Source organism: Caballeronia sp. LjRoot31 (genome assembly GCF_964253885.1).
Classification (GTDB): Bacteria; Pseudomonadota; Gammaproteobacteria; order Burkholderiales; family Burkholderiaceae; genus Caballeronia.
The window spans coordinates 2,305,004-2,330,169 of sequence record NZ_CAXURX020000002.1; the positions used below are offsets into that span (position 1 = coordinate 2,305,004).

General features: G+C 60.7%; 24 protein-coding genes. 9 read left to right on the top strand and 15 right to left on the bottom strand.

Annotation, left to right across the window (positions count from 1 at the left end):
• Positions 1-51 precede the first annotated feature (51 nt).
• Positions 52-462 (top strand): DUF2000 family protein, encoded by a 411-nt coding sequence (locus ACSQ8V_RS28565; protein ID WP_436207932.1) that lies wholly within the window; start codon positions 52-54, stop codon positions 460-462.
• Positions 463-566: 104 nt separating this feature from the next.
• Here the strand turns inward: ACSQ8V_RS28565 and ACSQ8V_RS28570 are convergent, their stop codons facing one another.
• The 5 genes from ACSQ8V_RS28570 to ACSQ8V_RS28590 form a co-directional block, all read right to left on the bottom strand.
• Entirely contained in the window at positions 567-1,220 is a 654-nt protein-coding gene (locus tag ACSQ8V_RS28570; RefSeq protein WP_436208027.1) for a phosphorylase, read from the bottom strand.
• Between the two features lie 98 nt (positions 1,221-1,318).
• Positions 1,319-3,298 (bottom strand): squalene--hopene cyclase, encoded by a 1,980-nt coding sequence (gene shc, locus ACSQ8V_RS28575; RefSeq protein WP_436207933.1) that lies wholly within the window; start codon positions 3,296-3,298, stop codon positions 1,319-1,321.
• On the bottom strand, positions 3,298-4,581 hold the full coding sequence (gene hpnE / locus ACSQ8V_RS28580) for a hydroxysqualene dehydroxylase HpnE (protein ID WP_213764294.1): 1,284 nt from the start codon (positions 4,579-4,581) through the stop codon (positions 3,298-3,300). The genes shc and hpnE overlap by 1 nt, the downstream gene beginning before the upstream one ends.
• Complete coding sequence (hpnD, locus tag ACSQ8V_RS28585; protein WP_213764295.1) at positions 4,581-5,426, bottom strand: presqualene diphosphate synthase HpnD; 846 nt, start codon at positions 5,424-5,426, stop codon at positions 4,581-4,583. The genes hpnE and hpnD overlap by 1 nt, the downstream gene beginning before the upstream one ends.
• 237 nt (positions 5,427-5,663) lie before the next feature.
• Positions 5,664-6,377 (bottom strand): response regulator, encoded by a 714-nt coding sequence (locus ACSQ8V_RS28590; RefSeq protein WP_213764296.1) that lies wholly within the window; start codon positions 6,375-6,377, stop codon positions 5,664-5,666.
• Positions 6,378-7,020: 643 nt separating this feature from the next.
• Between ACSQ8V_RS28590 and ACSQ8V_RS28595 the strand changes: the two genes are divergently transcribed.
• Together ACSQ8V_RS28595 and ACSQ8V_RS28600 are read left to right on the top strand one after the other, a co-directional pair.
• Positions 7,021-9,282: an ATP-binding protein gene (locus ACSQ8V_RS28595; RefSeq protein ID WP_436207934.1), complete on the top strand. Its 2,262-nt coding sequence runs from the start codon at positions 7,021-7,023 to the stop codon at positions 9,280-9,282.
• A gap of 194 nt (positions 9,283-9,476) precedes the next feature.
• On the top strand, positions 9,477-10,718 hold the full coding sequence (locus ACSQ8V_RS28600; RefSeq protein ID WP_436207935.1) for a hypothetical protein: 1,242 nt from the start codon (positions 9,477-9,479) through the stop codon (positions 10,716-10,718).
• 86 nt (positions 10,719-10,804) lie between these two features.
• Here the strand turns inward: ACSQ8V_RS28600 and ACSQ8V_RS28605 are convergent, their stop codons facing one another.
• Positions 10,805-11,359, bottom strand: coding sequence for an NADPH-dependent FMN reductase (locus ACSQ8V_RS28605; RefSeq protein WP_213764300.1), 555 nt, complete (start codon positions 11,357-11,359; stop codon positions 10,805-10,807).
• Positions 11,360-11,958: 599 nt separating this feature from the next.
• On the opposite strand from ACSQ8V_RS28605, the gene ACSQ8V_RS28610 reads away from it, so the two are divergent.
• Positions 11,959-12,246, top strand: a complete 288-nt coding sequence (locus ACSQ8V_RS28610; RefSeq protein WP_213764301.1) for a DUF4148 domain-containing protein — start codon at positions 11,959-11,961, stop codon at positions 12,244-12,246.
• A 130-nt stretch (positions 12,247-12,376) separates the two neighbouring features.
• Here the strand turns inward: ACSQ8V_RS28610 and ACSQ8V_RS28615 are convergent, their stop codons facing one another.
• The 3 genes from ACSQ8V_RS28615 to ACSQ8V_RS28625 all read right to left on the bottom strand — a co-directional run bounded on the left by ACSQ8V_RS28615 (position 12,377) and on the right by ACSQ8V_RS28625 (position 15,485).
• Positions 12,377-13,705 (bottom strand): type II toxin-antitoxin system HipA family toxin, encoded by a 1,329-nt coding sequence (locus ACSQ8V_RS28615; RefSeq protein ID WP_436207936.1) that lies wholly within the window; start codon positions 13,703-13,705, stop codon positions 12,377-12,379.
• Positions 13,702-14,034, bottom strand: coding sequence for a helix-turn-helix transcriptional regulator (locus ACSQ8V_RS28620; protein ID WP_436207937.1), 333 nt, complete (start codon positions 14,032-14,034; stop codon positions 13,702-13,704). Before ACSQ8V_RS28620 ends, ACSQ8V_RS28615 begins: the two co-directional genes overlap by 4 nt.
• A 497-nt stretch (positions 14,035-14,531) precedes the next feature.
• Positions 14,532-15,485 carry an AEC family transporter gene (locus ACSQ8V_RS28625; RefSeq protein WP_213764302.1) on the bottom strand — a complete coding sequence of 318 codons (954 nt, stop codon included), beginning with the start codon at positions 15,483-15,485 and terminating at the stop codon, positions 14,532-14,534.
• Between the two features lie 640 nt (positions 15,486-16,125).
• On the opposite strand from ACSQ8V_RS28625, the gene ACSQ8V_RS28630 reads away from it, so the two are divergent.
• Positions 16,126-16,692: a lipocalin family protein gene (locus ACSQ8V_RS28630; protein WP_436207938.1), complete on the top strand. Its 567-nt coding sequence runs from the start codon at positions 16,126-16,128 to the stop codon at positions 16,690-16,692.
• Positions 16,693-16,762: 70 nt separating this feature from the next.
• Here the strand turns inward: ACSQ8V_RS28630 and ACSQ8V_RS28635 are convergent, their stop codons facing one another.
• The 3 genes from ACSQ8V_RS28635 to ACSQ8V_RS28645 all read right to left on the bottom strand — a co-directional run bounded on the left by ACSQ8V_RS28635 (position 16,763) and on the right by ACSQ8V_RS28645 (position 18,719).
• The gene (locus tag ACSQ8V_RS28635; protein ID WP_213764386.1) at positions 16,763-17,056 is read right to left on the bottom strand and encodes an H-NS histone family protein; all 294 of its coding nucleotides are present in this window, start codon (positions 17,054-17,056) and stop codon (positions 16,763-16,765) included.
• Between the two features lie 80 nt (positions 17,057-17,136).
• Entirely contained in the window at positions 17,137-18,360 is a 1,224-nt protein-coding gene (locus ACSQ8V_RS28640; RefSeq protein WP_436207939.1) for a serine hydrolase domain-containing protein, read from the bottom strand.
• Positions 18,361-18,500: 140 nt separating this feature from the next.
• Positions 18,501-18,719, bottom strand: coding sequence for a hypothetical protein (locus ACSQ8V_RS28645; RefSeq protein ID WP_213764305.1), 219 nt, complete (start codon positions 18,717-18,719; stop codon positions 18,501-18,503).
• Positions 18,720-18,998: 279 nt separating this feature from the next.
• Between ACSQ8V_RS28645 and ACSQ8V_RS28650 the strand changes: the two genes are divergently transcribed.
• Complete coding sequence (locus ACSQ8V_RS28650) at positions 18,999-20,072, top strand: helix-turn-helix transcriptional regulator (protein ID WP_436207940.1); 1,074 nt, start codon at positions 18,999-19,001, stop codon at positions 20,070-20,072.
• Positions 20,073-20,103: 31 nt separating this feature from the next.
• Here ACSQ8V_RS28650 and ACSQ8V_RS28655 read toward each other — a convergent pair whose 3' ends face one another.
• From ACSQ8V_RS28655 to ACSQ8V_RS28665, 3 genes are all read right to left on the bottom strand, one after another.
• A complete protein-coding gene (locus ACSQ8V_RS28655; RefSeq protein ID WP_436207941.1) occupies positions 20,104-20,370 on the bottom strand; it encodes a hypothetical protein in 267 nt (88 codons plus the stop codon).
• Positions 20,371-20,490: 120 nt separating this feature from the next.
• Complete coding sequence (locus ACSQ8V_RS28660; RefSeq protein WP_213764307.1) at positions 20,491-20,739, bottom strand: DUF2164 domain-containing protein; 249 nt, start codon at positions 20,737-20,739, stop codon at positions 20,491-20,493.
• 16 nt (positions 20,740-20,755) lie between these two features.
• Positions 20,756-22,192 (bottom strand): sigma-54 interaction domain-containing protein, encoded by a 1,437-nt coding sequence (locus ACSQ8V_RS28665; protein ID WP_436207942.1) that lies wholly within the window; start codon positions 22,190-22,192, stop codon positions 20,756-20,758.
• Positions 22,193-22,469: 277 nt separating this feature from the next.
• Between ACSQ8V_RS28665 and ACSQ8V_RS28670 the strand changes: the two genes are divergently transcribed.
• The 3 genes from ACSQ8V_RS28670 to ACSQ8V_RS28680 all read left to right on the top strand — a co-directional run bounded on the left by ACSQ8V_RS28670 (position 22,470) and on the right by ACSQ8V_RS28680 (position 25,109).
• Positions 22,470-23,870 carry a GntP family permease gene (locus ACSQ8V_RS28670; protein ID WP_436207943.1) on the top strand — a complete coding sequence of 467 codons (1,401 nt, stop codon included), beginning with the start codon at positions 22,470-22,472 and terminating at the stop codon, positions 23,868-23,870.
• Positions 23,871-23,999: 129 nt separating this feature from the next.
• Positions 24,000-24,800 carry a 3-hydroxybutyrate dehydrogenase gene (locus tag ACSQ8V_RS28675; RefSeq protein ID WP_436207944.1) on the top strand — a complete coding sequence of 267 codons (801 nt, stop codon included), beginning with the start codon at positions 24,000-24,002 and terminating at the stop codon, positions 24,798-24,800.
• 75 nt (positions 24,801-24,875) lie between these two features.
• Positions 24,876-25,109, top strand: a complete 234-nt coding sequence (locus tag ACSQ8V_RS28680) for a hypothetical protein (protein WP_158939805.1) — start codon at positions 24,876-24,878, stop codon at positions 25,107-25,109.
• Positions 25,110-25,166 lie beyond the last annotated feature (57 nt).

Here is a 25,166-nt window from a genome sequence, read left to right on the forward strand (position 1 = left end):
GCGTCGCTTTGCTTACCATCCCAAAGTGACCACCTCTCAAAGCCTCCATCCATGGAATTCGATACCAAAGTAGCCATCATCATCCTCGACGATCTCGCCATCTGGCAGAAACTCAACGTAACCGCCTTCCTCGCAACCGGCATCGCCGGCGCGGCCCCTGACGCAATGGGCGCCCCCTACATCGACTCAGCCGGCAGAACCCACGCCCGCCTCCTCGGCCAGCCCATCATGGTCTACCAAGCCGACACCACCGGCCTCCTCCGCGCCTTCCGCCAAGCAATCGAACGAGAACTAACCCGCGCCGTCTACGTCCGCGCGATGTTTTCAACCGGCCACGATGAAGCCAATCGGGAAGTGTTTCTAAAGGAGCCGGCTGATGCGCCCGATCTGGTCGGACTGGCCGTAAGAGGCCCGAAGAAAGCAGTCGATAAAGCCATCAAGGGCTTATCGCTGCATGGATGATTGAAACAAGATTGAACCAAGATCGAAACGCGGTCACACGCCAACCCACCGACCGCAATTCCCAACTCAGCCGCGCAACGGCCAAGGCAAAAAAACAAAAAACACTAACCCCCCAACGCCCCCGCCGCGCCCATAGCGTGCCGCGCCTGAACCAACGAAGTCCTTGCCGCCCGCGCATCCCCCGCGACCTTCAAAAGCGCACCAAGCTGCGAGGGCTCCTTCAACAACTCCCTCAATATCGGCAGAATCGTCGTAGTCCCATCATCCCGCAACCCGGCCGTCGCGGCGCTCGGCAAACTCCGCCAAGCCGGATCAACAATCGCCCGACAAACCGCAAATGGCAATCCGCGCGCCGTAGCAATCGCCCCGGCAATATGCGATTCCATATCCACCGCAAGCGCCCCAGTAGCCCGATAAAGCGAGCTCTTCTGCTGCTCGCCGGTCAAAGGCGCCGCCACGCCGGCCATCGTCCCTCGAACCGCCTTCGCCTCCAGCGGCGTCCCGGCAAAAGCCGCAAACAGTCTTGCGGACCATTCCGGATCGGTATCAAGCATACCGAACGGTCCCGACACAGAACTGGCGATAATCACCGTCCCCGGCTCCAACTCCGGCGAAAGCCCTCCCGCCGTCCCGAAACTGATAATCCCGGAACATCCCCGCGCCAACGCTTCGCTAATCGCACGTTCAAGCAAATCCGACCGCGCCGCAAACACCGACTCCACCCCAGGCCCACGCGCAATACGCGCTTCAAACGCCATCCCCGTCACGGCAATCACGGGCAGACGGGCATCTTCCGAGCCAGAGGAGCCGGAGCCAGAATTAGCCCCAGAGCCAGAAGCAAAGCCCGGTCGCGAACTCACATGCCCGCCGTCACGCGTGACGTACCGTCGCGCATCATGTTCCTGTACCGTGCCAGCGCCCAAAGCGGGAAGAATTTTCTATACCCGTGGTATCGCAGATAAAACACTCTCGGGAATCCGGTCGCGGTAAATCGCGTTTCATCCCACAGGCCATGTTCACGCTGCGTGGCATGCAGATACTGCACGCCCTTCGCCACCGCCGGATGATCGACAAACCCCGCCGCCATCAACCCCAACAACGCCCACGATGTCTGCGAAGCCGTGCTCGGCGCCGCTTCATATCCGCGATAGTCGAGCTTGTAACTCTCCCCGCCTTCACCCCAGCCGCCATCGGCGTTCTGAATACTGATGAGCCAATCCGCGGCGCGTTGAATGCGGCTATCGGTAAGAGGCAATCCAGCCGCATTCAACGCACACAGCGCCGTCCACGTCCCGTAGATATAGTTCAGCCCCCAACGCCCGTACCAGCTTCCATCGCGTTCCTGACCACGCAGAATATAGTCGAGCGAACGCTTCGCCGGCTCACTCGTCGCGGGCAATTCACCCAACTGCGCGAGCATCGAAAGACAACGCCCGGACACATCAACAGTAGGCGGATCGAGCAACGCGCCGTGATCGGAGAAAGGAATGTTGTTGAGGTAATACTGCGTGTTTTCAGGCTCGAACGCGCCCCACCCGCCGTCGCTGCTCTGCATGCCGACGACCCATTCCCACCCGCGCGCAATCGCTTCGCCATACAACGCGGTCCCGTTTTCACGATCGGCACGTTCCATCGCCATAGCGACCACCGCCGTATCGTCGACATCCGGATAATGCGGATTCGCGAACTGGAAGGCCCACCCTCCAGGCCGGATATTCGGCCGACGTGAAATCCAGTCGCCACGTACATCCAGAATCTGCAGCGGCACCAACCAGTCCAGACCACGCGAAACGGCAGCGCGCGCCTTGGGCGTATCGGCTTCGAGCAACGCGTGCGCGACGAGCGACGTGTCCCATATCGGCGATAAACACGGTTGGCAATAAGCCTCGCCGTCCGGCGCTTCATCGATGATCAAAAGCTTCTCAATCGACTTGCGCGCAATCGCCCGGTTCGGATGATCTTCCGGATAACCGAGCACGTCGTACATCATCACGGAGTTGGCCATCGCCGGGAAAATCGCGCCGAGACCATCTTCGCCATTCAACCGTTCATCGACGAAACGCACCGCCGCTTCGACCGCGCGTTGCCGCGTGTGGCGCGGGAACAGCGGATCAGCGGCGCGCAGCACGGCATCCACGCAGCGGAACAGCACGAACCAGCCCTGATGCTGATGCGGCGCACGCGCGGCCATACCGGCGTTCACGGGGGCATCGAAGAACAGTTCATCGATGCGCACGCCCTTCGGATTACGCGCGCGCGGCCGCTTCGCGTTGAGCACGAGCAGCGGCACGATCACGGTCCGCGCCCAGTACGACACCTTCGACAAATGGAACGGGAACCACTCGGGCAAGAGCGTGATTTCCACGGGCATCATGGGCACCGCGCGCCACGACACCACGCCGAACAGCGCCAGCAAAATCCGCGTGAACACGTTCGCTTTTTCCGCGCCGCCGGCCGCGATAATCGCGCGGCGTGCCCGCTGCATGTGTTCGGCTTCAGGCGAATCGCCGATCATCTTCAGCGCGAAATACGCCTTCACGGTGGCGCTGACGTCCATCGCGCCATCGGTGAAAAGCGGCCAGCCGCCATCGGCGCGCTGGATCCTGCGCAAGTACCGCGCGATCTTCGCTTCGAGTTCGGGCTTCGGCGTTTCGCCAAGGTAATGCACGAGCAGCACGTACTCGGCGGGAATGGTGGCGTCGGCTTCGAGTTCGTAGAGCCAGTAGCCGTCGGGATGTTGGTCGGCAAGAATGGCATCGGCGGCACGCGCCACCGACGCTTCCAGCGCCGCCGCCGTCACCGGCTGGATACCGGGCGGCTGGACAGTTTCGTTCATCAGCGTTGCACCGAGAAATCAATCGAGGGATTCATAAGCAGGTCCGCAGCCTTCTGGCCGGAGCGGATCGAGCCTTCAATGGTGGCAGGCAGCCCGTTGGCCGTCCAGTCGCCGGCCAGCATCAGGTTGGACCAGCGCGTCCGCGTGCCCGGCCGGAGGTTTTCCTGGCTCGGCACGGCCGCAAAGGTCGCACGCTTTTCCGTGACAATTTGCCATGTCGGCATGCGCTCAACGGGCAAGCGCGCCGCCTTCGCCACTTCTTGCCAGATGGTCTGGGCCAGGGCCTCGCGCGGGGTATCGAGGAGACGATCCGCGCCGCTGATGGTCACGGAAAGACGTCCATCGAACGCGAACAGCCATTCGGCGGTGCCGTTCAACAAACCGGTCATCGGCTCGAAGGCGAGCGGCGGATCAATAGCGAAATGCGCATTGACGATCGCGCGGAATTCGTTCGGCGCGGTAAGCCCCGGCACAAGTTGTTGCGCGACGTTGGGCGGTACGGCAAGCACCACGCCGTCGTGAACACCGATGTCCACGCGGCCATCGTCGAAATCAAGCGACGTGACGCGCGTCTTCGAATCCGTACCGGCGAAGCCGATCTCACGGACCCGCGACCCGAGCTTGATCTCCGCGCCGCCATATTGCAGCAGACGCAACGCGGGATCGACGAACGCATGGCCCAAGCCATTGCGTGCGACCAGCGGACGGCACGCCTGACCGCCAAGCAGCAGCGATTCCTTCAGCACGTTGCCGGCAAGCACCGCGCTGCCTTCACGCGGATCCACATTCAGCACGGCCAGGAACAGCGGGTTGATCAGCGCGTCCCACAAGCGCCCGTTCGTGCGCATGGTCTGCTGCATCGTGCGGCCGGGTTTGGCGAACAGCAGTGGCGCCAGCGACAAATAATCCGCGGGCATGGTGCCCGGAACACGCGCGGCGGAATCGAAGATCCAGCCCGGCACGCGGCCCGGCGATAGCTTCACGGTCCAGCGCGCGCCGCTGCGCAAATCCATGAACGGAAACTCGGGCTGGGTCGGGCCAACGAGTTCATCGGCCGCGCCAATCGCCTTGGCATAACTCAGCGTGGCGTGGTTGCCCGATAGCACCAGATGGTTGCCGTTATCGATCGTGGCGTTGAGTTTAATATCGAAGTAAGAACGGCATCGGCCGCCGGCGTGCGGCGCGGCTTCGTGCAGGACCACACGCGCGCCACGGCGCTGCAACTGGACCGCGGCGGCGAGTCCCGACAACCCGGCGCCAATCACATGAACGAGACGCGACATCAGAAAATATGTCGCGCAACGATCCACAGCAACCGCGAACGCGGCGTGCGGACGTGGTTGCGCGGGAGATCGAAGCCGCGCTTCAAATTCGCTTCAAGCACGCACCGGTACGCACCCGACATGATGCGCGGCGCCCGCACCTGAACACGCGGCGCGGTCGCCATGATTGCGTCGGATTGCGCGTAGTGGGAACGGGCGCGATCGGCAAGCGTCAGGCAGACGCGCGGCAAGCGGGCATCGTTGACGATGGACGCGATGTCGGTCGTGGAAATGCCTTCGCGGGACAGCAGTTCTCGCGGCAGATAAACCCGCCCAATACCGGCGTCTTCATCAATGTCACGAAGAATGTTCGTGAGTTGCAGCGCACGGCCGAGGTGGTGCGCGAGACGCCGTCCGGCATCTTCGTGCATCCCGAATATCCTCACCGATAACCGCCCGACCGCGCTCGCCACGCGGTCGCAATACAGGTCGAGCGTGGCTTCGTCGGGCGCGACGATGTCTTCGGCGGCGTCCATCGCCATGCCGTCGATCACGGCAATGAAGTCATCGCGCGAGAGATGAAAGCCCTGGATATGGTGAGTCAACGCGGCCAGCGACCTGCGCGGCTTGCCGGCGTAGCAATCGTGTATGTCCGCGCGCCATTGTTCGAGCGCGGCGGCGCGTTCGCCGCGCGGCAACGTGCCGTCGGCAATATCGTCAACCGCGCGACAGAACGCGTAGACCTGATACATGGCGTCGCGCTGCGCAGCCGGCAGGATGCGCATGGCGAGATAGAACGAACTACCCGACGTTACCTTGGCAACGTCGGGAGCAGGATCGTCGGCGATAAGATTGGAAACGGCCAAGACGGACTCCGCTGTGGCGCCCCCAAGGGCAGCAAGTGTTAAATCGGGCGCCGGGCATCCGGCTTCATGGAACATGCTTTGAAGCTGAATGCAAGCCCGGCATGGCTTGGACACCGGCTTCAGGCGGCGTGCAAGCCATGCCGGAAGCGGCGAAAAGTATATCAAGTTTGTGAAGCGTTGCCCTGAGGTCGCCTGCCGCGTACTTTCAACACGCTTTCCACGCGCCCTCCGCCGGCCTCAACCTTCGTACGAAACATCGGCCGTCAGCATATATCCCTCGTTGCGCACCGTGCGGATCAGCGCGGCGCCGCGCGCCGTATCCTTCAAGTGCTGACGCAGGCGGCTGATACATACATCGATAGAACGATCCAGCGGCGTGTGGTTCTTGCCGAAAACTTCGTCAAGCAGATAATCGCGCGAAAGCGGCCGGTTGGGGTGATCCAGCAGTGTGCGCAATGTCCGGTAATCGGAACCGCCGAGCGTGATCACCACGCCCTCGGGCGACAGCATCTGCTTCGTGCGCGTGTCGAGCCGCCAGCCGGCAAACGTGATACCGGCGATGGAATCCGCCGGGCGCGCATTGGGCATCGCCCGGCTGCGCCGCAATACCACCTTGATCTTCGCGACCAGTTCACGCGGGTCGAAGGGCTTTGGCAGATAATCGTCGGCGCCCATTTCCAGGCCGAGCACGCGGTCGAGCAGACCACCGCGCGCACTCAGCATGACGATCGGAACCGTGCTGCTGCGGCGCAATTCCCGCGTGAGATCAAGGCCGTCCTCGCCGTCCAGCATGAGGTCGAGCACGACGAGGTCAATGCGCGACGAATTGATGATCTGCTTCATCTGCGCGCCGCTTTTTGCGGCTTGCGCGCCATAACCCATGCTGCCGAGGTAATCGAGCAGGAGTTGCCGGATGTTCGGATCGTCATCGACGACGAGTATCTGGTCCATGTGTTCTTTCTTCTTGCCGTGAACGCTGGGTGAACGCTATTACGCCGCGGCTGGCGTGTCTGATTCCGCGATGGACATAGCGGCCAGATCCCGCGCCAACACGTTCCATTGCAAAACAGCCCCACTTCGATATAGCCGTATTGCATCGGCCCGGTAAAGTCTGGATTGCAAATCGCAATCATTCTTATTCAGCAGGGTATCACATGTCGGTTTTACGGATTTTGTCGCCGTATCGCTTGGCTGGCGTGGCTTTCGCGAAGAAAACCATCCGGTTTTGATCGACGATCCCGCCAATCGATCGCGCATCGCCGGCCAGGTTTAGAGCACGTCCCGGCGCTGCCCCTGAAGCCGATATTGCTCGCCAACTTTACCCGGTGCGCCGCTTTTTACCGCCTCGCGTCTCCGCCCGTCCGAGCATTACCTCTTCCCAATCCGTGCGCTTTAAACGTCGATGCCGGGTAGTTGGCAGCACATCGATTCAGCGGCGCAAAGGCACGATTTATGCACGCATTCTCTCTCCCGAGCGCGGGCGACAACCAAACGAACGGCTAAAATGCGCGCAATTCCGCGTGCCGCATTCGCTGCCTTCATCGGTGCATAAAGATGCCGCGCTCAGCCATTCACATCGGGACGACGAATCACCATGACGCCGCAACGCGAGGAATCGGGCGCTGACCATTGGCAGGACGAGCCGCCGTTTCCCGTGGTACCCGAGCGTAACTTCGCCGCCCAGCGCATGACCCTGCGGGTCCTGCTGATCGCGGCCATCGTTTTGCCCTGCCTGTATGTTGCGGCCATGTCGTGGAGTGACCTGAAAGGGCGCGAAGCCGATGCCGCCGAGGTGGTCGACCGCAACGCGCATGTGGCCGAAGAACATGCGCTGAAAGTCTTCGACATGAACGAGACGCTCAACGCCCGCGTGATCGACCTGATCGACGGTGTGGACGACGACACCCTGCGCCGCGAAGAACTCGCCGTTCACAACAAACTGGCGGCCATGGGCGGCGGTTATCCGCAAGTGGCGGCGGTGAGCATTATCGGCCCGGATGGGCGCCTGATTGCCACGAGCCGCGTTTTCCCCTCGCCGGATGTATCGATTGCAACCCGCGACGACTTCGTCGGCATCCGCGACAACAAGATGTTTGAAAACGTCTCCCGCGTGATGTTCGGCAACGTGGCGGGGGAAACCGTGTTCAACACGGCCGTGCTGCGCAAAACCCCGGATGGCCGCTTCGCCGGCATTGTGACCGTCGCGCTTCGTCCCAGCTACTTTGGCGCGTTCTATCGCGAGCTGCTGGGCGAACACTCCACGGTGTCGCTCGGCCTCACGCGCGCGGACGGCGCCGTGCTCGCCTGGTATCCCGCGCGGCCGCCCGAGCGCATGGAACTGGCCGCCAGTTCGCCATTGCGCGAAGCGTATGCCTCGGGAGAGCGGAACGGCGTCGTGCGAATGCGCTCAGGGCTCGACAATCAAATGAAGATCGTGGCGTACCGCAAGGTGGGGAGTTATCCGGTGTATGTGTCCAGCGGATATCCCCTCGCCACCATCTGGGCGGCGTGGTATCGGCATGTCACCGTATTGATGCTGTCCTTGTTCGCGCCGTGCGTGGTGTTGTGGGGCGTGATCTGGTTGTCGCTGCGCCGCCTCGCGAATGAAGAAGATGCCTGGGAGCGCTGGCAAGCGGAAGCGTCCATGCGTCGTTCTATCGAATCGGCTTACCGGCAGGCGCGCAAGATGGAAGCGCTGGGCAATCTGGTCGGCAGCGTCGCGCATGACTTCAACAACCTGCTGATGATCCTCTCAACGAACGTCCAGATTGTCCGGCGACGCGGCGCTACCGGACTGGATCGCGAGTTGTCAGCCATGGAACGTGCGCTTAAAAGCGGCCAGTCGCTGACGCGCCAGTTGCTCGGCGTCGCCCGCAAGCAGCCGCTGCGCAACGAGACCATCGCGATCGGCAAGTGGCTGCCGGCTTGCCGCGAACTACTGAAAGCATCGCTGGGCGCGAAGGTCGCGCTGAATCTCGAAACGAATAGCGACGTGTGGCCCGTTCGCGTCGATGCAGCCGAACTGGAGCTTGCGCTGATCAACGTGGCCGTGAACGCCCGCGACGCCATGCCGAACGGCGGCACCTTCTCGGTCCGCGCGGACAACGTGCATTTTCGCCACGAGGACGGGTTTCCGATCATCGGCGAATTCGTGCAGTTGACGCTGGAGGACACGGGCGCGGGCATGGGTCCGGAGATCCTCGGCCGTGCGTTCGAACCCCTGTTCACCACCAAGTCCAAAGGCATGGGCACCGGGCTGGGCCTGCCGCAAGTGTTCGCGTTCTGCGAGCGGGCGGGCGGCGTGGCCACTATCGACAGCGCGGTCGGTGCAGGCACGTCGGTGCGGCTCTATCTGCCGCGCGCGAGCGCAACCGCACCCGAAACGCTCGACGCGCAACACGACACGGCCGCGGCCAGCGAATCGCACGGGCTGCGCGTACTGCTGGTGGAAGATAACGAAGAAGTCGCTGCCGGCACCGAAGCGTTGTTGTCGATGATGAATCACGACGTCACGCATGTCTTCAACGCGGACGGCGCTATCGCCATGCTGGAGGCGGCCCGTCGCGACGTCACGCATGACGGTGCGCTGCCATTCGACGTCGTGCTCTCCGATATCCACATGCCGGGCAAACTGAACGGCATCGACCTGGCCGAGATCCTGCAAAGCTGGACGCCGCGCGTGCCGGTGATCCTGGTGACGGGTTATGCCGAAGAGCTGGACCGGGCGCGTCAGGTCGATGCGCGCGTGTTGTCCAAACCGTTCGATATCGCCCTGCTCGATTCGCTTCTGCAAGCCATTCGCGAAGACTTGAGCGCACGCGCCGACAATCGCGAGCACGGCGAAGCCCCGCACTGAGTCGAGCCGCCTTTTCCACACGGTTTGTAAAAACATCCGCTCGCGGGCGGGCATCGGGCGGAGTCGTCCGGGGCTTTGCATGGCGTCGCAGCGCGCACGCACGCGACCCGGCACGCGAGTTGCGAGCCTGATAGGGAATTGCGGCGAATCCGTCTGAAGCGTCGCAACTCAATCAGGCCACTCAGGAGGCAGCCATGCGACACACCGTTATTGGTATCTTCGATACCTACGACCAGGCCGAAGTGGCGCGCAGCGCACTAGTCGCGTCGGGTTTTGCGCGTTCCGACATCGAACTCCAGGCCGCGCCCGAACCTTCCTCGCCCGATGACCCGGCTCTCGCGCCCGGCGCCGGGCAGCCGCCCGAAACCGGCGGCGTGCTGGCGAATATCGAACGCTTCTTTTCGATGCTGTTCGGCGGCCGCGATCAACCGCCCGAAGTGGCGCATTACTCCGAAGCCGTGCGGCGCGGGGCGGTGCTGGTGGCCGTCGATACCGCAACCGAGACGCTCGCCAACACCGCGCGGCAGACGCTCGCTGAACAAGGCGCAATCGATATAGACGAACGCGCGGCCAGTTGGGGCACGCTGAATCATTCACGCACGGCAGGGACGACACGGCCAGTAACCGATGAAGCCGGGAGCCGCGATCATTCGCTGCTCGACGAACTCGGCCTGGGCTCAGGCAGCGCCGTACCGGGACACGCGCCGGTGAATCCGCCGGCAGATCCACTTGACCCCGTTCGCGCCGATGCCAACCGGGCACGCGCTTATCCGCATGCGGATCGTGACGATCCGGCTGTGAGGCCGCTCGACCCGATCAGCCCGGTCAGCCGCGATGTATTTGCCGGCGGCAGCGATTCGTCGTACCGCGCAACAGGTGGCGATCCGATGACCAGCGGCACGGTCTGGCAAGACACGAAGGAAACGACATTGCGCGCGGCCGGCGCGGAGGACCCGTTGACCGGAACGACTCCCGCCCAAGGCTGGCGCGCTGTTGACCCGCTTGATCCGCTGGATGAAACCGAAGCGTCAGATCGAGTGGGTGCCGCACGCGCCACCAGCACGAGCATGCCGGGCACGCCGGTTCCGGGGTCACTGAGCCAGACAGGGGACTCCTTGCTCGGAACGCGCCGGGGCGAGATGAGCACGATGCCGGACGAGTACATGGAGTACGAGGATGAGTTCCGCACGGACTACGAATCGAAGTACGCGGCGACGGGTACGAGTTACGAAGAGTACGAGGAAGCGTATCGATACGGCGTCACGGCGGCCAGCGACGAGCGTTATCACCGCCGCAACTGGGACGACACGATGGAAACCGAACTGCGCCACGACTGGGAAGGCCGCAGTTCAGGCGGCCATGACACGTGGGAGCGCTTCAAGCTTGCGGTGCGTCATGGCTGGGAGCGTGTGACCGGGCATCAACATCACCTGTAACCCGCGCTGCTCATCGACGCTGCTCATCGATTCAGCGCGTTAAAACGCCAACGGCCCGCTAAAGCGGGCCGTTGGCGTTTTGCAGTCTAAACCGTCGCAAGGCGCTGAACCCACGCGACGTATTTATCGACGAAATTCTGCAGGAACTTGCGCGTGTCCTCGTTCACGATCGTGCCGCTGGCATCGATACGGTTTGCATCGTGCTTGACGAACATCTCCGGGTGACCCATCAGCGTCACATCGAGGTAAGCGAGCACATTTCGCAGATGCGCCTGCGCGAGCGCCGTACCGGTCGCACCCGGCGACGTGCCGAGCACCGCGCCCGGCTTGTTGCCCCACGCGCTGTGGCCCCACGGCCGCGAACCCCAGTCCAGCGCATTCTTCAGCACGCCGGGAATCGACCGGTTGTATTCCGGCGTCACGAACAGCAAGCCATTCGCCGCCAGTATCTTTTCCTTGAAGGTTCGCGCGACTTCGGGGAAGTCGCTGTCGTAGTCCTGGCTATAGAGCGGCAAGCTCGCGATATCCAGGAACTCGAACGAAAAATCCGCCGGCGCAAGCGACGTTACCGCGTGCGCAAGCTGCTTGTTGAATGACTCTCGGCGAATGCTGCCAACAACAACCGCAATCTTGTAGGTCATGGCTTGTCCCGGTGACTGAATGAAGCGGAGGGATGAATTGCATCCACGAATGTGACGCGTACCCGCCGATCCATCATAGGCGTTCGACCGGGGCCAAGGCTATCCGAAATGGGTTGGATTGACGCCCGGGCCGACATCTGGCGGTACACATTTCTTGCCACGTTCTGCTTCGAGCTGGGCATTTCGATCGATACCGGGCGACAGGCCCGTTTCAAGCCATTTTCGAGATGATTTCCACAAAGTTGTCCACAGAAACTGTGGACAACTTTGCAGATGTTTAATAATTCGCACTAAACCGCCAGATCGTTGGCGGAATAAGGCTAGACGCGGGGGCGAAAGCCGGCAGGAGCGCTGTTATTGCCAGCGGTGGTCAAAAGTCATTGACCGAAGAACCCATTGCAGGAGAACGCAATGATTGAAGTGCTGCGGCCGGGATGAGCGAGCGGTCATCTGCGCGCGCCGACATAGAACTTCACATTCATGCGCAATGAACAACAATATGTTTTCTCAATCGACATTGGTCATCGATAGTGATTTGAATAGACTGCTTCACATCGATGGCGTGAAACGCGCCGTCTCCAAACAGTCAAGGATTCGTCATGAAACGCGCGCTTATCGGAAGTTTGTTTATCGCCGTAATGGTCTCGTCGGCACCCGTCTTTGCTCAATCCATCGACACCGCGCAGCAAAACGCCTACGCGCCGAGAACGCGGGCCGAGGTGAGGGCCGAACTGATCGCCGCGCAACAGAGCGGTGAGCTCGACGCGATCCACACGGAAAGTTATCCCCAGTTATTGCCCTATCAAGCCGCGCGGTTCGAACGCGTCACATCGGGTGCGGACACGACCGTGACGCAAGCGAACGGGATGCGCGTGAGCGCGCAATAAGCGCAACCGGCGAGTTGGCAAGGAGAAGACTCAGCAACGCGGCGGATTCGATTGCTGATGCTGCGTTATGTGTCGGAAAGTCGCTCAGATTGTGGGCGGTTCCACCCAGGGGCCGCAACCGCTTGGGCGTCTAACGTGCCTTGTGCGAGAAGGCCCCGTCTGGGTTCGCATATGGATTGGTTTCCTTGCGGCGTTCCAGCCCATTTGAGTCTGAGAGTCCAGCCTGCTCACGCAGTGGCGCAGGGACGCTCTTGCCGGGTTTGGCATCGGGCCGGATGTCTTCAAGACCTTGCCCCCAGGCATCGAGCATTCGTTTGGCCACTTCCTGAAATCCTGGAAAACGATCGACACACTCTCGTACAAGAGGCACGACGCCCTGGACTGCCGCAGTGACGTGCTCCACGCTATCCGTCATGTCGGCCGTAGTCAGGCCTAGCCACGCGCCGCCGTAACGTGCAAGCGCTTTGCCGGACGCCCATACACGCTTGCCGTACAGAGGCAGCGCTGGAAGATTCGTCCTGTAACGCGGATAGACCGTAACCGTGACGATGTCATAGACGGGGGCCAGGTGGACATCCTCTGCGCTGGTATACGTCACGGCGAAATTCTTCAGGTGTGCGTCCGCATTTCTCAGCGCAATGTTCACGAGGTGCAGCGTAAAGAGTTTGCGGGCGCTCTCCTTGACGTTGTCACCGCGGCTGAACTCCTGTGTCAATTTAGCCAGGTCTTCAAGGCTTCCCTTGCGATACTTCTCGATAGGATCCAGCCCCTTCAACGCGCAGTAGTCTTCGACAGCCAGCCACTTCCCGTCTTTCGTGCGGTCGAATCGGCGGATAGCGAGAACCTGACCGTCATCCGAGAGCCTCGTTTCTGGAACCTCCAGTCCGGATTGGCGCGCGACCTCGAGGCAAAGGTATTCGTTGACGGATAGCCACGGAATATCGTCGAAGCCCGTCTTCAGGATGAATTCCTCCGTCCAGACGGTTGCCTTGTCCTCGGGTCTGGCCAGCGCCTTCGGCATGACACCCGAAATGCCCTCTGTAACCCCCTCGTCCAAAAGACGCAGGAGGTTCTCGCGCGAGTCAGCGGACGCGAGCAGATCCGAGATTTTCGCGTGACCACCAGCCACTTCAGGCGAGGTGCCGCGCGGCACGACCTGAACACGCCCAATACTGTTCGCTCCCGTCAGGGCAAGCAGACCCATATCAGTCACATCCGCATGGGGACCCAGTGTTTCGCGGATGCGATCTTTCTTGTAGCCCTCGGGGAGGTTCATCTGGAAAAACGGATGTAGTCCCTTTTTCCAGACGTAGGATTCGGCGCGAACCGGCATCAGCAGCGAAACGAGGCGCTCAGCCGGGACGTCAGGCAGGTAAGTGAACACACCGCTGCCGGCTTCTTCCGTCAGCGTACCAACGAGCTTCGAATCAACGTAAACGTCAAGGACCGGTCCGCTCATTGGGAAGCCTTTCCGGTACCGGTTTTCATGAGCCGCTGGCTCGCGCCCAGCCGTACCCGCTTCCGTGAGATGGAAGCACGATCTTCATCCGGCTCGCTCAGTACGTCATCAAGCGTCCGCCGATGACCAGCCGGCCGCACGAACGTCTCAAGTCCCACTGCGTTGAACAGGCTCATCATCTTGACGGCCCCCAACTCGGCCAACGCGCCCGTTTCAAAAAGGCTGATGCGTGCACGCTGAACGCCGCTTCGCCGCGCGACCTCCTCCTGAGTCAGATTCGCCTCGATTCTGGCCCGCTTGAAGGCTTCGCCCAATTCAGCAAGATTCATGTTCAATATACCTTACATTAACGGATATTTCCGTCTTAACGTATTCTATATGAAACATTACCGCAGTGTTGATTAATGTTCAATATTCAGAACACAAACAGCGTAATGAGCCATTATGTTCCTTATATTGAACGTAACGGGCGGCCCGGAGAACGGTAAATTGGAGTCCCGTCCGTATTTCCCACGGCCCGGACAGCACTTTGGATCGGCTCTTCAGACTGGTCGAAAACGGCGCGAATAGCTACTTTCAGCCGATGGGTGCCCCAACGACAGTTAGCGCGACTGGGCGCTTGCAATCGCACCGCGAGATGCATGACTCAGATCGATGCCTTGCCATTTGAATGTTGAAACGCCGAACACGATGCAGCCCACGAAAGTCGTCACGGATATGAGCGACATGATTTTAGTTTGCGAACCCATGCGTGGTCGCGTGGTCGGGAAACAGATGAATCATCCGCTTCCGGTTTCGCCATAACCGGGTCTTGCGATGTCCGCGATCAGGTCAACACGGCAAGGCACACCGTGACCGTGACGAGCGAGATGACCGTGGAAAACAGAATGGCGCTGGACGTCACTGCCGCTTCCCGCCGATAAAACTCCGCCAGCATGAACGGCCCCGTCCCCGTGGGTAACGCGCTGAGTATGACGGCGGTCTTCGCCCACAACACCGGCAACGCGAACACATGAAACGCCAGCCACCCGGTCAGCAGCGGTTGCGCAGTGAGCTTGGCCAAGACCAGCATCGTGGTGGTTTTCGCCGCGCCGCCTTCTGACTTCTCGCCGAGGAACAGCCCGAGCGCAACGAGTGCGCACGGACTTGCCGCTGCGCCCAGCAACTTGAGAAACGTGTCCGCACCACCCGAGATAGTGAGTCCCGCTCCACTGCATAGCCACCCCGCGAACGGCGCGAACAACAACGGATTGGTGACCAGCGACCTGACCACCTTGCCAAGCGTGGCGACAAACTTCTTCTCCGTCTGCAGCCCCAGTTCGATCAGCACAATAGCCACGGCGAACAGCACGCACACCGTCATGATCGTGGCAATCACCGCGGGCGCAAGGCTCGCGTGACCGAAGGCAAGCGCGCATAACGGCAAGCCGATGAAACCCGCATTCGGATACGCGGCGTTGAGACCGTCGAGGCTGGCATCGGCGAGATGACGTGATTGCTTTAATCGAACCAGCACCGTCAGCAGGAATATCCCGCCCGCTCCCAGACCAAACACTGCTATGAACGCAGGCTGATCGAGCGCATGCCACGGCGTGGTCGCCATGATGTCGAAGAGCAGCGCGGGCAATGCCAGATAGACCACGAATCGATTCAGTTCCGACGACGCATTCGGCCCTAGCCGATTGGTCTTGCGACACGCGTAACCCGCGAAGATCAACGCGAACACAGGAAGAATGATTCTCAGAAGCGGGGTGAAAAGCGATGAGACCAGCGACGACATGAGCAGCGGAGCCAAGTGAACGAGCCCAAGAGCATAGCGGCTGAATCCGCTTGCCGCAGAGCGGACTTTATAAAGGTGAGCGATTTCGGGAGCCGCGCGAGGTGAGTTGCATGACCCGGCAAAAACTCACGCTTAAGGCTGTTTTCAAGTATCGCTAACTAGATCGAAGAGCTAACCATGCCTCAGCAAGTGCTTGAGGTATACCGCTGTGAGCCTTTATCTATAAGACTTTCACGGCTTCGCTTCTACATCGGCTTGAGATCTTCATTGCGTTTCGTATGGGTGATACGCGACATGGACTCGACACTCCGCTTGCCCGAGCGTGAAGTGAGTGACGCGATAGGTGAGGTTATACGGGAGGGTGATCCTTCGATGTTGAGAAAGCACATGAAGTGCTTCGAGCGAGTCTTGCAGCATGCTGCATGCGCCACGTTAAAGTGTTCTCTATCAATGAGTTGCGGCCTGTTGTTAAAACAGTTGATACAGGTGAAGGTGAGCTTTAAGTGCTTGCTGCCAATGCTTTCCGATGACTTCATCACGCTATAGGTGAGGCTATGCGGGACCCAAAGCAACGGAACGAAGCTTGCTCATACAGCGACGCTTACCGCTTAAATGCCGCTTCAACACAACGAGGACCATCATGAAATTCAAACGATCCGTCACCATCGGCGCAACGGCTTTGCTGGTGATCGGCGGACTGGGACTGCTGGCCGCAAGCACCAAGGCCGGCGGCAAAAAGAGCGGCAACGCGCAGGTGCCCGAGCCTGCGAAGCCGGTCGATGTCGATCGTTACCTGGGCCAATGGTACGAATTTGCACGCTATGAGAACCGCTTCGAACGCGGCTGCGAAGCGGTCACGGCGAACTATGCGAAACGCGATGACGGGCTGGTTTCCATCATCAATTCATGTCGGGACGGCGGAGTGAATGGAGCATTCAGGTCGTCCGAAGGGAAGGCGAAGATCGTGCCGGAAACGAACAACGCGAAGCTCAAAGTGTCGTTCTTCGGACCGTTCTACGTGGGCGACTACTGGGTGCTCGATCACGCCGATGACTACACATGGTCCATCGTCGGCGAACCAAGCGGCAAGTACCTGTGGATCCTGACGCGTGAAGCGAAGCCATCGGCTGAGCAACGCACGGCATTGGTCAATCGCGCACGCGCGCTCGGCTACGACGTGACCTTGTTGCGGGAGACGCTGCATTGAACACCGCATTGAACGCATCACGCGTGAACTTTTTCGAAGCTCACGGGGGAGGTGTTCAAGCGGAAGGTGTTCAAGCATCAATCAGGAAGCGTTCCTTGTTGCGCCCTGCCAGCCAGGCGGGTGGGCGCCCGCGCCCGCTCCATGTTTCGCCGGTCTTCGGATTGCGATACTTCGGCGGCAGCGGCGCCTTTCTGGCCGGCTTGCCGCGCCTCGCGGAAAAGCCCAGCTCTTCCGCGGTCAGATCGTAGTCAACGATCTTGCGCTTGATATCCTCGATCACAACCGCGATTTCCTTCTGCTGCGCAATCGCAACTTCCTTATGCAGTTTTTCGAGTTGGGCGGTCAGTTGCTTGTAGGTGGCCATAAGCTGCTCTCTGGGTTCGGCATGTGCCCGAATTGGAGATGGCGTGATAACGCCAGTCATCGGTTCTTACTCGTCACCGCTTAGTCGTCGATGGCGTCATACAGATGGCGCTCGAACACGGCTGCCATCGGAAAGGGTTCCAGACTGCGTCGCTGAATCAGCATGATGCCGATCATGTTTTCCACCGGATCGGCGAACCAGCTTGTGCCGAACGCGCCGGGCCAGCCGAACGAACCCACGGAACGATAACCGAGTGTGCGTTGTTGCGCAGGATCGTCCACGATAGCCAGGCCCAATCCAAACCCTTGGCCTGCCCACGCGATCTGGCCAAATGCCGGAATACGGCGCTGGTCACGCGACAGAAAATTCGTGCGCATGAGGTCGACCGACCGATGCGACAGCAGACGCGGACCGCGTGCGCGTTCATCGGCATCGCCTTGCAGACGGCCGCGGCCGAGCAGCAGGCGCGCGAAACGCAGATAGTCGTCGGCAGTGGAAACAAGACCGCCGCCGCCGTTTTGAAAACGCCCGGGTTTGGCAAAGCGGCTCGATGCCGGATGATCTTCCACCACGCGTTGTCGCGTAGCGGGATCAATGGCATAGGCCACCGACAAACGCGCGAGTTTTTCAGGCGGCACCACGAAGCCCGTGTCTGCCATTGCCAGCGGCTCGAAGATGCGCGTACGGAAGAATGCTTCAAGCGACACCCCGCTGATGCGCTGGATCAGCGCGCCGAGGACATCGGTCGAAATGCCGTAGTGCCAGCGCGTGCCGGGTTGGAACATCAGGGGCAGCTCGGCCACGCGGTTCAGCCATGCGCCAGGATCAACCGATGCATCGACGTCGTTGAAGATATTGCCGTAAGCGCCGGCTAACGCGCCGAACGCGGTGAAGTGATAGGCGAACCCGGCGCGGTGCGTGAGCAGATCCAGCAACGTGATGGGTACACGGGCGGGTTCTGTACGGTCGAGCGGCGCGGAGGGGTCGGTGAGCACCTTGAGGTTGGCCAGTTCGGGCAACCAGCGTGACACCGGGTCATCGAGCGCGATGCGGCCTTCCTCCACCAGCATCAAGGCAGCGACGCTTGTCACGGGTTTCGTCATGGAAGCAATACGAAACAGCGTGTCGCGTGTCATGGGCGTGAGGGTGTCGCTGTCGCTGTGGCCCAGTGTGTCGACCCGGGCTGTTTCGCCATGCCGCCAGACCAGGGTGACACAGCCGGCAACGTCACCGGTCTCGACGAACTGCTGCATCGCGGTACGAGTGCGCTGAAGGCGCGTGGTGCTGAATCCCGCGTCTGACATTCAATATCCCTCTTGGTACGCATTTCTCAGCACATCATTTAAGCACGCCTGAAATGGGACTCCAGGGGAAGAGTTACCTCGGGTTGTAACTCCATGACACAAAACGGGAAAAATCAGACCATCGAAATCTTACACCAGCTTTAAACCAGCGAGCAGTTCAATCCGATACTGGCTTCGAGCTGTTCGAGCCGGTCGTTGACTCGCTGCATGCGGGATTGCTGAGCGGGCACAAGCGCACAGGATGCGACCAAATCAACCCGGTTACGCCAGTAAGACAATGGGATACGGTCATCAGCGGAAATTCTTCCGATTACCTGCTCCAGATGGAGAATATCCGTTTCTATTTGCCGATGATTCATTCACTACTCCAAGGTAGATGTTATTTTTACTTTTTATGAAACGAATTCGAAGCGACACACGGAACAGATAACCGTTTTCCGGTGTCATAAACTGGATGCCATGAGTTCGAACAATACGCGGCCCGGGCCGCCGGAAGGAGGCAGCACAGGCCGTGGAAGGACTTCCTGCAGAGTATCGAAACATGCGGGGTGCTGTATATTCCGCAAATGCGGAACAGTAAAAATGCAATAAGCCGGCGTGTCGGATCGGCAAATTATCCGCATGACAGGAGGAAATGGATGCTTTTTGAAAGCGACCAATACGATCAGGCTGTCAATGCGATATATGAAACGCTTGCGCGTCCTCGCGCGTGGCACGCTGTATGTACTGCGATTGCCGGCTTGATTGGCGCCCGCGCAGTCTGGATAACCGTCAGCAATAAGCAACCTGCTAATTTGCATTCCGAAAATGTGGGATATCCGGAGAATACGGATTATTACAACACCTCCGGATATCGGCCGGCGGAAGTGGCGAAGAATTCAATTGAATCGTTTGCGCGCTTCAGATCGGATCAGAAGCGTGCTGATTCCGCGAACATAAGCGCGTCGGGACATATTTCAAACCGGCATATTCTCGATACCAGCGAATTGCTGATCACGCTGGTCTGCGAGTTTGTATCGGAGGGGGAGGCGCTAACTCAGTCGGAGCCACGCTGGCTCGATCGCCTGATGCCGCATCTTTCGCGCGCTGCACAACTTCAGGACGCACATTATTTCGCGACGCCCGAGCTTTTCGCCCGTGTTCCCTTTCTCGATGAATGGCGCCAACCGGCCATGCTCGTCGCACTGAACGGGAAGGTGCTCCGCTTTAACGACGCAGCCACCCAGATGCTGGGACGGACCCGGTTGATTCAGGTTGTCGACGGATTGCTTGAATTGCAAGGCGCGGCGCAACGGCGGATTCTGGATGAATGCGGCGCGGCGGCAGCCATGGCGCCGGTGTATCGAATGCGTCGGCTGACGGAAGAGCCCCACGGGGAGCCTGCGGGTCAAGACGCGCTATATGTGTTTTATCACCCGGTCGCAATGAGCCGCGGGCATGCCGCGCTGATCACGTGCTATCACCCGGATTCACCGCCTATTGTCGATCCCGATCTGCTCGCGAGCGCGTTCGACCTGACGCCGGCGGAGTGCCGCGTGGCCTGTCATATCGCGGAAGGGCGCACGCCCAAGGAGATAGCCGGGAAAATCGGCGTGCAGCACGACACCGTGCGCAAGCAGTTGCAGGCGATCTATCAGAAGACGGCGACCAATCGTCAGGTCGATCTGATTCGCCTGCTGCTCAATCTGCCCGCGCACCCGGCGCGGAACTAGAGCCTTGGCCTGGATGAAACAAGGGCGGGCCTTATTTCGCCCTGCACGCGATCAACAGGCTGTTCTGGCCGTCGTCGCTGCTTTGATCGAGAACGTCGTAACTGCCTGCGCACAATGCGCGGGCATTTTCCTGGCAATTACTCCAGCCGCCGTTAGTCGGGCACTGGATCATGCTGGTCGGGCGGCCATCGGATGAAAAGAGCGGCGGCGCGCTGCTGCACGCAGACAATACCGACACCGCAGCCGCAAGCGGCAACAGCGCCAGAAAACGCGATGCTCGTACGCTGGAAATCTTCATCCGGAACCCCTTTTAACGCTGTTTTTATTGATTCCGCGAGTATGCCACGCGGAGCTTTCTGCTTGCCTCCTTAGAGCGCGGATCCTGCGCTCTCCGGGCATCTTTCCGGATACGTTCGCGCTACTTTTGAAGCCCCCAGATGTCGCTGTCGATCATCTCGACGCGGGCGTCGATCTTCGCTTTTACATCGGCGAGTGCCTGGTTGTAGAAATGCGCGCCAATGATCTTCGATAACTCATCAAGCCATTCCTTCGCCTCGAACTGACCAAGCCGCGCGTCGAAGCGTTCTTGCGCCAGCCGCTGCAACTGGTCGATAGCCAGCGCCTCATGCTCGCGGGATAACACCATCTTGTTCGTGTCTTTGCTCATGTTTTTTGCTCGTGGTTCAAACGTCTATGCCTAGTGCAACGATCTTCTTGTACATCGTCGCCCGGCCAATGCCAATCCGCTGCGCCGCCTCGGCCACGCGGCCGCCGCTTGCACGCAGGGCTTCCGCGAGGAAACGCTTTTCGAAGCCCGTCATGGCTTCGGCGTAGGACGTCGTATCGGTTTCTTCGGGCATGCCTGCGGATTCCGGCGACGCCTCTGTACCCATGAAGGCGCCGAGCGCGCGGGCATCGATATGTTCACTGTCCGACAACATCACCGCGCGCTCCAGCACGTTGCGCAATTCGCGCACGTTGCCGGGCCACGAATACGCGGCGAGCACGCGCAGTGCGTCGTCGTGGAGCACGAACTGGCCGGCGTGACGCGGGCGGGCATCGGCGGAAAGCTCTTCGAGCATGGCGTACACCAGCGCCTCGATATCCCCCGCCCGCTCGCGCAACGGCGGCGCGTGAATGGACAGCACGTTCAGCCGATAAAACAAGTCCGCGCGAAACCGGCCGCTGGCGACCAGCGCCGGCAAATCCGCCGACGTCGCCGCAATGATCCGGACATCCGTGCGCACGATCCGATTCGATCCCAGCGGTTCAAACTCCTTCTCTTGCAACACGCGCAGCAACTTGCCCTGCAGCACGAGCGGCATGTCGCCGATTTCATCGAGGAAGAGCGTGCCGCCATCGGCCAGTTCGAACTTGCCCACACGGCCTTTGCGATCCGCGCCCGTGTACGCGCCCGCCGCCGCGCCGAAAAACTCCACTTCCAGCAAGGTGTCCGGAATCGCCGCGACGTTCACGGTCACGAGCGGCCGCGCCGCGCGCGTGGATGCGCCGTGAATCGCATGCGCCAGCAATTCCTTGCCCGTGCCCGTTTCGCCGGACAGCAGCACGGGCGAATCGACCTGCGCCGCGCGTCGCGCCTGGCGCTTGACATCGAGGCTCGCGGCGCTCGTCCCCACGAAACTCGCGAATGTGTATTTGGCGCGCCGCGCCTGCGCGAGCGATTGCCGTGTCGCGATCAGTTCCTGCTGCATGCGCGAGTAATGCGAAAAGAGCGGCGTGAGGGCCTTCATTTCGTCGAAGAGCGCAAACCCGATTGCGCCGACCGTCTGGCCGAAATCGTCCTTCAGCGGCAGGCGCGTGACAACCAGCGGCTCGCGATCCGTTTCCAGCAGATCGAGCAGGATCGGCTTGCCCGTTGTCACGACTTCGCGCATCAGGCTGTTAGGAATCACCGCTTCGCAATCGCGGCCGATCGCCTCTTGCGGGTCCGAAAACCCGAAGCGCGCCGCGTAGCGTTTGTTGATCCAGACAACCCGCGCTTCTTTATCGACGATAAACGTGCCTTCGCTGAAATTCTCGAAGGTCTTGAAAAGCGAATCCATCGCGCGACGCAAAACGTCGCTGTAATCGACGGGGACATGCGTCCAGTCGTTGTGCATCCAGTGTCTCGCGGGGGTTTCTCGATATGGAGACAGGATATCTCGAAATGTGGAAATCCGGCAAGATGGCTGTCAAACATTATGTGACCGGCCGTTCGGGCGAATTTTGCGTCAGGGCGTTGTCCCGATTTTGTCTCGATAGGTAGACATTATTCAAGACGCATGGAGCGCATTGGACCCGTATTCCCTTGCTGGGTAACGCTTCCGGGTCCTTGGCATGAATGCTGCGTAGAGGGCGCACCTGATTTACAACACCACAACAACTAACGGAGACTTAATGTCGTTCATCATCATCCTCGCGGCCCTGGCGTTTCTCATGCTGGCCGCGTATCGCGGATACAGCGTGATCCTGGTGGCGCCCCTTGCCGCGCTCGCAGCAGTCCTTCTGACCGAACCCGCCGCCGTCGCGCCGGTGTTCTCCGGCATCTTCATGGAAAAGATGGTCGGCTTCGTGAAGCTGTATTTCCCCGTGTTCCTGCTCGGCGCCGTGTTCGGCAAAGTGGTGGAATTGTCGGGATTCTCCGAATCGATCGTGGCCGCCGCCATTCGATACATCGGCAAGACGCGCGTCAATGCGGTGATCGTCGCGGTGTGCGCGTTGCTCACCTATGGCGGCGTGTCGCTGTTCGTGGTCGTGTTCGCGGTCTATCCGTTCGCGGCCGAAATGTACCGGCAGAGCAATATCCCGAAGCGGCTGATGCCCGGCGCCATCGCGCTCGGTGCGTTCTCGTTCACCATGGATTCGCTGCCGGGTACGCCGCAGATCCAGAACATCATTCCCACGACCTTCTTCAAGACCACCGGTTGGGCCGCGCCGTGGCTCGGCACCATTGGCTCATTGTTTATCGTCGTGGTCGGGCTGACTTTCCTCGAGTGGCGCCGCCGTTCAGTCATGGCAACGGGCGAAGGCTACGGCACGTCGCTCGTGAACGAGCCGGAGCGCGTGGAAAGCGCGCATCTGCCGAATCCGCTGCTCGCCGTTGCGCCGCTGGTGCTGGTGGGCGTCGCGAACTTCGTGCTGACGAAGCTGATCCCGGTCTGGTACGGCGCGAGTTATTCGGTGGCTGCCGACGTGCTGCCGGGTGTTCACGCACCCGTCGTCACGCCGATCAAATCGGTCGTCGCGATCTGGGCCGTGGAAGGCGCGTTGCTGCTCGGCATTCTGCTGGTTGTGCTGACCGCTTTCGGTCGCGTGCGCGAACGCTTTGCAGTGGGAACGAAAGCGGCGGTTGGCGGTGCGTTGCTCGCCGCGATGAACACCGCGTCCGAGTATGGCTTCGGCGGCGTGATCGCGGCGTTGCCGGGGTTTATCGTGGTCAGCGATGCGCTCAAGAGCATCCCGAATCCGCTCGTGAACGCGGCTGTCTCGGTGAGTTCGCTGGCAGGCATCACGGGTTCGGCGTCGGGTGGCATGAGCATCGCGCTGGCCGCCATGTCCGATACGTTCATCAAAGGCGCGGAAGCGGCACATATCCCGCTGGACGTGCTGCATCGCGTGGTAGCAATGGCGAGTGGCGGCATGGACACGCTGCCGCATAACGGCGCGGTGATCACGCTGCTGGCCGTGACCGGACTGACGCACCGCGAGTCGTATCGCGACATCTTCGCCGTGACGATCATCAAGACGCTGGCCGTGTTTTTCGTGATCGCGGTGTATTACACGACTGGACTGGTTTAAGGCTTTTGGTATTTGCATCGGCGGCGTACGTTGAAAGCCGTCGATGCAAACCAACGTCCCTTACCCGCATCTGGCAAACTTTGCGGCAGCCGCTTTGCCTCCCCGTTCCTCCCTCACAGGACTTCCCACATGACCTCATCCGCAGCAACACCGCTCGCCGGTAAAACCGCGCTCGTCACCGGATCGACGAGCGGCATCGGCCTTGGAATCGCTAACGCGCTGGCGCTTGCCGGTGCGAATCTCGTGTTGAACGGCTTCGGTGACGCCTCCGTCATTCAAAGCGCCATCGCGCAAATTGAACAGCACGGCGTGAAGGCCGTGCATCACGGCGCGGACATGTCGAAGTCCGCTGAGATCGAAGCAATGGTCGCCTTCGCCATCGAGCAATTCGGCGCCGTTGATGTGCTCGTGAACAACGCGGGCATTCAGCACGTGGCGACTATCGATACCTTCCCCGTCGACAAGTGGGACGCGATTATCGCGATCAACCTGAGCTCGGCATTTCATACCATGCGCGTGGCGCTGCCCCGGATGCGCGACAACGGCTGGGGCCGCGTCATCAACGTTGCGTCGGCACATGGGCTGGTCGGCTCGGTGGGGAAATCGGCTTACGTGGCGGCCAAGCACGGCATTGTCGGCCTGACGAAAGTGGCTGCGCTCGAAAACGCGCGCACGGGCGTGACGGTGAATGCGATCTGCCCGGGATTCGTGCTGACGCCGCTGGTGCAAAAGCAGATCGACGATATCGCGACGCGCGACAACATTTCGCCGGACGCGGCGCGCTCGAAGTTGCTGGGAGAGAAACAGCCGTCGGAACAGTTTGTCACGCCGGAACAGATCGGCAAGCTGGCCGTGTTCCTGTGCTCGGAAGGCGCCGATGAAATGCGCGGTGCAGCGCTGCAGATTGATGGCGGGTGGACGTCGCAGTGAAGCATGCGATGAGCGGAGCGCGTGCCTGCCGTGGCAACCGTTGGTACTATCGGGGTTCGTAGAACGGAGACTCTGATGACGGCCGAACACAATCGAACAGAAGAAGCGCGGGCGATGGAGCGCATCGTCAATGCCACGCGGCAGGTGCAGACCGCGTTCACGGCGTTGCAGGGGCACTTTCCGCCGGGAGGTGATGGCCGGCCGTCGCAGATGGCATTGCAGACCTTCGATGCCGCGCTCCAGGAGCTGGAGGAAGCGCAAGCCGCGTTCGACACGATGTTGAACGACCTGTTCGACGGAAACCGCTAAAAGGGTTTGATTCGTTCGCGCGCGGGATGACGGGCCGGCAGCCGCCACCCACAGCGC

Excerpts from the sequence above, each read along its gene's own strand:
- ACSQ8V_RS28565 (WP_436207932.1), top strand. The coding sequence starts at position 52 with ATGGAATTCGATACCAAAGTAGCCATCATCATCCTCGACGATCTCGCC.
- ACSQ8V_RS28570 (WP_436208027.1), bottom strand. The coding sequence starts at position 1,220 with ATGGCGTTTGAAGCGCGTATTGCGCGTGGGCCTGGGGTGGAGTCGGTG.
- shc (WP_436207933.1), bottom strand. The coding sequence starts at position 3,298 with ATGAACGAAACTGTCCAGCCGCCCGGTATCCAGCCGGTGACGGCGGCG.
- hpnE (WP_213764294.1), bottom strand. The coding sequence starts at position 4,581 with ATGTCGCGTCTCGTTCATGTGATTGGCGCCGGGTTGTCGGGACTCGCC.
- ACSQ8V_RS28590 (WP_213764296.1), bottom strand. The coding sequence starts at position 6,377 with ATGGACCAGATACTCGTCGTCGATGACGATCCGAACATCCGGCAACTC.
- ACSQ8V_RS28595 (WP_436207934.1), top strand. The coding sequence starts at position 7,021 with ATGACGCCGCAACGCGAGGAATCGGGCGCTGACCATTGGCAGGACGAG.
- ACSQ8V_RS28600 (WP_436207935.1), top strand. The coding sequence starts at position 9,477 with ATGCGACACACCGTTATTGGTATCTTCGATACCTACGACCAGGCCGAA.
- ACSQ8V_RS28605 (WP_213764300.1), bottom strand. The coding sequence starts at position 11,359 with ATGACCTACAAGATTGCGGTTGTTGTTGGCAGCATTCGCCGAGAGTCA.
- ACSQ8V_RS28610 (WP_213764301.1), top strand. The coding sequence starts at position 11,959 with ATGAAACGCGCGCTTATCGGAAGTTTGTTTATCGCCGTAATGGTCTCG.
- ACSQ8V_RS28615 (WP_436207936.1), bottom strand. The coding sequence starts at position 13,705 with ATGAGCGGACCGGTCCTTGACGTTTACGTTGATTCGAAGCTCGTTGGT.
- ACSQ8V_RS28620 (WP_436207937.1), bottom strand. The coding sequence starts at position 14,034 with ATGAATCTTGCTGAATTGGGCGAAGCCTTCAAGCGGGCCAGAATCGAG.
- ACSQ8V_RS28625 (WP_213764302.1), bottom strand. The coding sequence starts at position 15,485 with ATGTCGTCGCTGGTCTCATCGCTTTTCACCCCGCTTCTGAGAATCATT.
- ACSQ8V_RS28630 (WP_436207938.1), top strand. The coding sequence starts at position 16,126 with ATGAAATTCAAACGATCCGTCACCATCGGCGCAACGGCTTTGCTGGTG.
- ACSQ8V_RS28635 (WP_213764386.1), bottom strand. The coding sequence starts at position 17,056 with ATGGCCACCTACAAGCAACTGACCGCCCAACTCGAAAAACTGCATAAG.
- ACSQ8V_RS28640 (WP_436207939.1), bottom strand. The coding sequence starts at position 18,360 with ATGTCAGACGCGGGATTCAGCACCACGCGCCTTCAGCGCACTCGTACC.
- ACSQ8V_RS28645 (WP_213764305.1), bottom strand. The coding sequence starts at position 18,719 with ATGAATCATCGGCAAATAGAAACGGATATTCTCCATCTGGAGCAGGTA.
- ACSQ8V_RS28650 (WP_436207940.1), top strand. The coding sequence starts at position 18,999 with ATGCTTTTTGAAAGCGACCAATACGATCAGGCTGTCAATGCGATATAT.
- ACSQ8V_RS28655 (WP_436207941.1), bottom strand. The coding sequence starts at position 20,370 with ATGAAGATTTCCAGCGTACGAGCATCGCGTTTTCTGGCGCTGTTGCCG.
- ACSQ8V_RS28660 (WP_213764307.1), bottom strand. The coding sequence starts at position 20,739 with ATGAGCAAAGACACGAACAAGATGGTGTTATCCCGCGAGCATGAGGCG.
- ACSQ8V_RS28665 (WP_436207942.1), bottom strand. The coding sequence starts at position 22,192 with ATGCACAACGACTGGACGCATGTCCCCGTCGATTACAGCGACGTTTTG.
- ACSQ8V_RS28670 (WP_436207943.1), top strand. The coding sequence starts at position 22,470 with ATGTCGTTCATCATCATCCTCGCGGCCCTGGCGTTTCTCATGCTGGCC.
- ACSQ8V_RS28675 (WP_436207944.1), top strand. The coding sequence starts at position 24,000 with ATGACCTCATCCGCAGCAACACCGCTCGCCGGTAAAACCGCGCTCGTC.
- ACSQ8V_RS28680 (WP_158939805.1), top strand. The coding sequence starts at position 24,876 with ATGACGGCCGAACACAATCGAACAGAAGAAGCGCGGGCGATGGAGCGC.